Origin of the sequence: Acinetobacter sp. V89_7 (assembly GCF_029967895.1) — a bacterium.
GTDB classification, from domain to species: Bacteria; Pseudomonadota; Gammaproteobacteria; order Pseudomonadales; family Moraxellaceae; genus Acinetobacter; species Acinetobacter soli.
Window position 1 is genome coordinate 1 of sequence record NZ_JASCAJ010000008.1, and the last position, 4,294, is coordinate 4,294.

General features: G+C 37.4%; 6 protein-coding genes and 1 pseudogene. 3 read left to right on the top strand and 4 right to left on the bottom strand.

The window, feature by feature from the left end; translation table 11 throughout:
• Positions 1-551 precede the first annotated feature (551 nt).
• Entirely contained in the window at positions 552-908 is a 357-nt protein-coding gene (locus tag QLG00_RS01145; RefSeq protein WP_004668307.1) for a type II toxin-antitoxin system RelE/ParE family toxin, read from the top strand.
• Positions 901-1,203 (top strand): helix-turn-helix domain-containing protein, encoded by a 303-nt coding sequence (locus QLG00_RS01150; protein ID WP_119026058.1) that lies wholly within the window; start codon positions 901-903, stop codon positions 1,201-1,203. The genes QLG00_RS01145 and QLG00_RS01150 overlap by 8 nt, the downstream gene beginning before the upstream one ends.
• A gap of 41 nt (positions 1,204-1,244) precedes the next feature.
• Here QLG00_RS01150 and QLG00_RS01155 read toward each other — a convergent pair.
• Together QLG00_RS01155 and cadR are read right to left on the bottom strand one after the other, a co-directional pair.
• A pseudogene (locus QLG00_RS01155) lies at positions 1,245-1,406 on the bottom strand (IS6 family transposase); the annotation flags it as partial.
• A gap of 93 nt (positions 1,407-1,499) precedes the next feature.
• Positions 1,500-1,892 (bottom strand): Cd(II)/Pb(II)-responsive transcriptional regulator, encoded by a 393-nt coding sequence (cadR, locus tag QLG00_RS01160; RefSeq protein WP_007484277.1) that lies wholly within the window; start codon positions 1,890-1,892, stop codon positions 1,500-1,502.
• A gap of 89 nt (positions 1,893-1,981) precedes the next feature.
• Here cadR and QLG00_RS01165 point away from each other — a divergent pair, with 89 nt between their 5' ends.
• Positions 1,982-3,262 carry a cation diffusion facilitator family transporter gene (locus QLG00_RS01165; RefSeq protein WP_119026057.1) on the top strand — a complete coding sequence of 427 codons (1,281 nt, stop codon included), beginning with the start codon at positions 1,982-1,984 and terminating at the stop codon, positions 3,260-3,262.
• A 208-nt stretch (positions 3,263-3,470) separates the two neighbouring features.
• Here the strand turns inward: QLG00_RS01165 and QLG00_RS01170 are convergent, their stop codons facing one another.
• On the bottom strand, positions 3,471-3,782 hold the full coding sequence (locus tag QLG00_RS01170) for a BrnA antitoxin family protein (protein ID WP_004836815.1): 312 nt from the start codon (positions 3,780-3,782) through the stop codon (positions 3,471-3,473).
• On the bottom strand, positions 3,769-4,056 hold the full coding sequence (locus QLG00_RS01175; RefSeq protein WP_119026056.1) for a BrnT family toxin: 288 nt from the start codon (positions 4,054-4,056) through the stop codon (positions 3,769-3,771). Before QLG00_RS01175 ends, QLG00_RS01170 begins: the two co-directional genes overlap by 14 nt.
• Positions 4,057-4,294 lie beyond the last annotated feature (238 nt).

Sequence of the window (4,294 nt, forward strand, 5' to 3'; positions counted from 1 at the left end):
CCCATTTAACATAATGGACGTTATCCGAAATCACCTTTTATAAGTTAAATAAAATCATATACTTAATCATTTTACATCATCCAAAAATTCACCAAAACGCCGACTTCGACACATCTCGGCGTTTTTTTAAGCGCTTTTGTCATATTCCGCCAATAAAATTGGTTAAAAAATACTCAAAACCGCAACTTTTTCTGATTTCTTAAGGCTTCCATTTTCGAATTTATCCCCATTTTCTGCGGACAAATATCGGGATAATTTTTTGGGTCTTTCACTGTACGTTCTGGCTTACAGCCATTCAGGAAATTCTCCAATAGGCAGATGATTCTCGATTTCCTATCATGGACTCATCAAGAACAGGATGTTCGAAGACCTAAAACAATAATCATAAGTCAGACACCAGGATCGTGAAGCTAGACAGGAGTCATGCTTAAGCACCAAATATGAAAAACCCCGACAGGATGTCGGGGTTTTTTATTGCCTATCCTTTCTCATTTGCAAAACAAACATAATGCCCCTAAAATATAGACTATAATCTATATTTTGGTTGTGGTATGTGGACAGTCATTACGACAGATCTATTTAATCAGTGGCTTGAACAGCAAGATGAACCTACACAAGAGAAGGTCCTAGCTGCCCTGGTTGTTCTACAGCAGCAGGGACCGAGTTTAGGCCGTCCTTTAGTAGATACTGTGTATGAGTCTAAATTTACCAATATGAAAGAACTGCGTGTTCAACATCGCGGTAGACCCTTAAGAGCTTTCTTCGCATTTGATCCCTTACGACAGGCTATTGTTCTATGTATTGCTGATAAAGGCGGTAAAAAGCGTTTTTATAAAGACATGCTGGATATTGCAGATGAACAATACCAACTTCATCTCACTACCCTAGGAGATAAATCTAATGGTTAAGACTCTGCAAGAATTGTTAGCTAGCCGCTCTCCAGAGAGCCAAGCCCGTATTCAAAAAATGGCTGATGAATTACTGCTAGAAAATCAGCTTCATCTTATTCGTGAAGAACTCGAAATTTCTCAAAAAGAGCTTGCTGAAACTTTGGGAATAAAACAGCCATCGCTTTCAGCAATAGAAAATCGTGGCAATGATCTTAAGATTTCAACCATGAAAAAGTATGTTGAGGCAATGGGTGGGAAGCTCCGTATTGATGTAGAGCTTCCAACAGGAAAACATATAGGATTCAACGTTTAACAATAAAAATGGGAGCTATAGGCTCCCATTTTTAGATTCGTATAACGTTGAACCCAACGGTAAATATTCGTGTGATCAACATTCGCACCCCGTTCGGCCAGCATTTCCTGCAGTTCACGATAGCTAATGCCATATTTACAATACCAGCGCACAGCCCAAAGAATGATTTCGCCCTGAAAATGCCGACCATGGAAAGGATTCATATGCTGCACCTTTAGCTAAAACAGTCTTCAGCTTACCATTCGTGGTTATTTGCAACAGTGCCGATTTTTTGAAAAAAGCATAGGTCTAGATAATCAAGCTAGATTTTTTAAAACTCCACATTGGTCAATTGTACATAAACCATCACAAGTACCTCTTAAATCAGATAGTTGTTCAATAAGCTTTTGTTGCTTGATTATATTTTCTCTGATAGCACTGACATGTAAGTCAATTAATTCATTCACATCTGAACAATTTTTCTCAGGTTTGTCTTTATAGGTAAGTAATTGACGAATTTCATTCAAACTCATATTTAAAGTTCGGCAATTCAAAATAAATTTAATTCGCTCAATATAGCCTACATCGTAAAGGCGGTAATTTCCTTCCGTTCTTTCCGGTTCCGGAATTAAACCTTCCTTTTCATAAAACCTAATTGTTAATACTGAACATGAGGTTTTTTTAGAGAGTTCACCAATTTTTAAATGCATTGAGTTAGTATTTCCAAAGATTCTTGACTCTATAGTAACTATAGGGATTCTAATATTCAAAGTTTATAATTTTTTTAATGGGTATAATTATGAGTGGTTGTGGATGTAGTAAAGAAACACCATGCGAAGATAAGAAATCTCAACAAGAAAATCATCCATCAATTGCAGAAGCAAACAATTCAAAGAATTGTGATAATACGCTTAGCTGTTGTGGTGAAGAGGAAGAAAAAAAATCTTCATCTCCTTGCTGTAACACTTCAAACAGTTGTGAAGATACCGCTCAATCCTGTTATGGTTCTGATCCCAAAGAAAATTTAAGCACTGAAGACGTTTTAAAAGATTCGCACTACATGAGTGAATACTTAGTTCCCAAAATGGATTGTTCTGCGGAAGAACAGATGGTTCGTATGGCGCTATCTTCAATTGATGGTGTTCAAAAACTCATCTTTGATTTACCTAACCGTTCTTTAAAGGTTCTACATAATCAAAAAGATGAAAATATAACCACCAAACTTGAAGCTTTGGGTCTTGGTGCAAAGCTTGTGAAGACTGAAACTTATATAAGCAATCAACAGGCTAAGCAAACAAGTACCTACATCATTCCTAAAATGGATTGCTCTGCTGAAGAGCAAATGGTCCGTATGGCTCTTGCAGATATTGAAGCAGTTAAAGGTCTTACTTTTGATCTTCCCAATCGAAAACTGAAAGTCTTCCATAATGAAGGGATTCAGCAAATTACGGCTAAACTCGAAGGACTGGGTTTTGGGGCGAAACTTGATGAAACACAGCTTTCTTCAGGCGATATACCTAATGAACCTGATCCTGTGAGACAAGCTAAAGTACTTAAACTGTTATTAGGTATTAATGCTCTACTTTTCTTTATAGAATTCATCAGCGGTATTATTGCTGCGTCTACAGGATTGATTGCTGATTCTCTAGATATGTTTGCCGATGCAGCCGTTTATGGTATTGCGCTATATGCCGTCGGAAAAGCTGCGAAATATCAAATAAAAGCAGCCCATTTCGCAGGTTGGATTCAGTTATTACTTGCTGTTATCGTGATTGTTGATGTCATTAGACGATTCATGTTTGGAAGCGAGCCAGAATCAACGCTCATGATTGTTATTGGCCTGCTCGCACTTATAGCTAACGTGACATGCTTATATCTTATTTCTGGTCATCGAGAAGATGGCGCACATATGAAAGCCAGTTGGATTTTCTCGGCGAATGACGTTGTCGTAAATATGGGCGTTATATTTGCCGGTGTACTCGTGGCGTGGACGGGATCAGCTTATCCAGACTTAATCATTGGCATACTGGTTTCTTTATTCGTACTTAATGGTGCCCGAAAAATTTTGGCTTTGAAGTAAGAGTATCGAAAATGAATCTATTTGGCACTATTGCAAATAACCACGAATGGTAAGCTGAAGACTGTTTTAGCTAAAGGTGCAGCATATGAATCCTTATGTCTTAAAAGCATGTAATTTTTAGTATTAAAAATAGCCCTCTGTTGAGGGCTATTTAACATAAAATCTCATATGCGAAATTGAAAATGGGAGTCTATAGCTCCCATTTTCATCAATGATTCTTAAGATCTTCTAGCATTGCTTCACGCAGAATTTTATTCATGCGTGTCTGATAGCCTTTGCCTTGAGCCTTTAACCATGCAAGTACATCTGCATCTAGACGAACAGATGTTTGTTGCTTTACTGGACGATAAAATTGCCCATGGCGAACAGCATGACTCCAGTCGGTAATCTCAGGAATGTCAGATAGATCTAATTGTTCATCTGGTACAGTTCCTTTCGCAAGCAAGCGTTTAATTTCAGCATCTTGCTTGTCACTGAAATTTTCATTCAGTTCTTTGCGTGTATATCTAACCATGCTCATATTGTTTGCGTTCCGCTTTAGTGACTTGCCTCGCACTAATGATTCGTATGATCTCACAGTCATCATCGTCAATGATTGTATGAGCCACCAATAACATCAGTACACCTTTAACCATACCGATCGTTTGCCAACGTTCTTCACCATTGGTATGTCGATCCTGGATTGAAATCCGTAAAGGATCTTCAAAAACGAGGCTTGCCGTTTCAAAAGATACATCATGTTTTTTCTGATTCTTTTGGTTTTTAGCCTCATCCCATTCGAAATACAGTTCCATAAAAAACATTCAAATTTGTATATACAATAATGTATCACAAATTTGTATCACTCAAGCTAATTGGAGTAATTTTTAGTCAAAATTATTGGCAAGAAGTATCAAACGTGCTCAAAAAAGATTCGCTTTGTTTCCAAAGCGGATTTTTGCGGTGGTTTCGGGTGATGTAAAATAGTTAAGTATATGATTTTATTTAACTTATAAAAGGTGATTTCGGATAACGTCCATTATGTTAAATGGG

Coding starts and splice junctions, on each gene's coding strand:
- QLG00_RS01170 (WP_004836815.1), bottom strand. CDS start 3,782: ATGAGCATGGTTAGATATACACGCAAAGAACTGAATGAAAATTTCAGT.
- QLG00_RS01150 (WP_119026058.1), top strand. CDS start 901: ATGGTTAAGACTCTGCAAGAATTGTTAGCTAGCCGCTCTCCAGAGAGC.
- cadR (WP_007484277.1), bottom strand. CDS start 1,892: ATGCATTTAAAAATTGGTGAACTCTCTAAAAAAACCTCATGTTCAGTA.
- QLG00_RS01145 (WP_004668307.1), top strand. CDS start 552: ATGTGGACAGTCATTACGACAGATCTATTTAATCAGTGGCTTGAACAG.
- QLG00_RS01165 (WP_119026057.1), top strand. CDS start 1,982: ATGAGTGGTTGTGGATGTAGTAAAGAAACACCATGCGAAGATAAGAAA.
- QLG00_RS01175 (WP_119026056.1), bottom strand. CDS start 4,056: ATGGAACTGTATTTCGAATGGGATGAGGCTAAAAACCAAAAGAATCAG.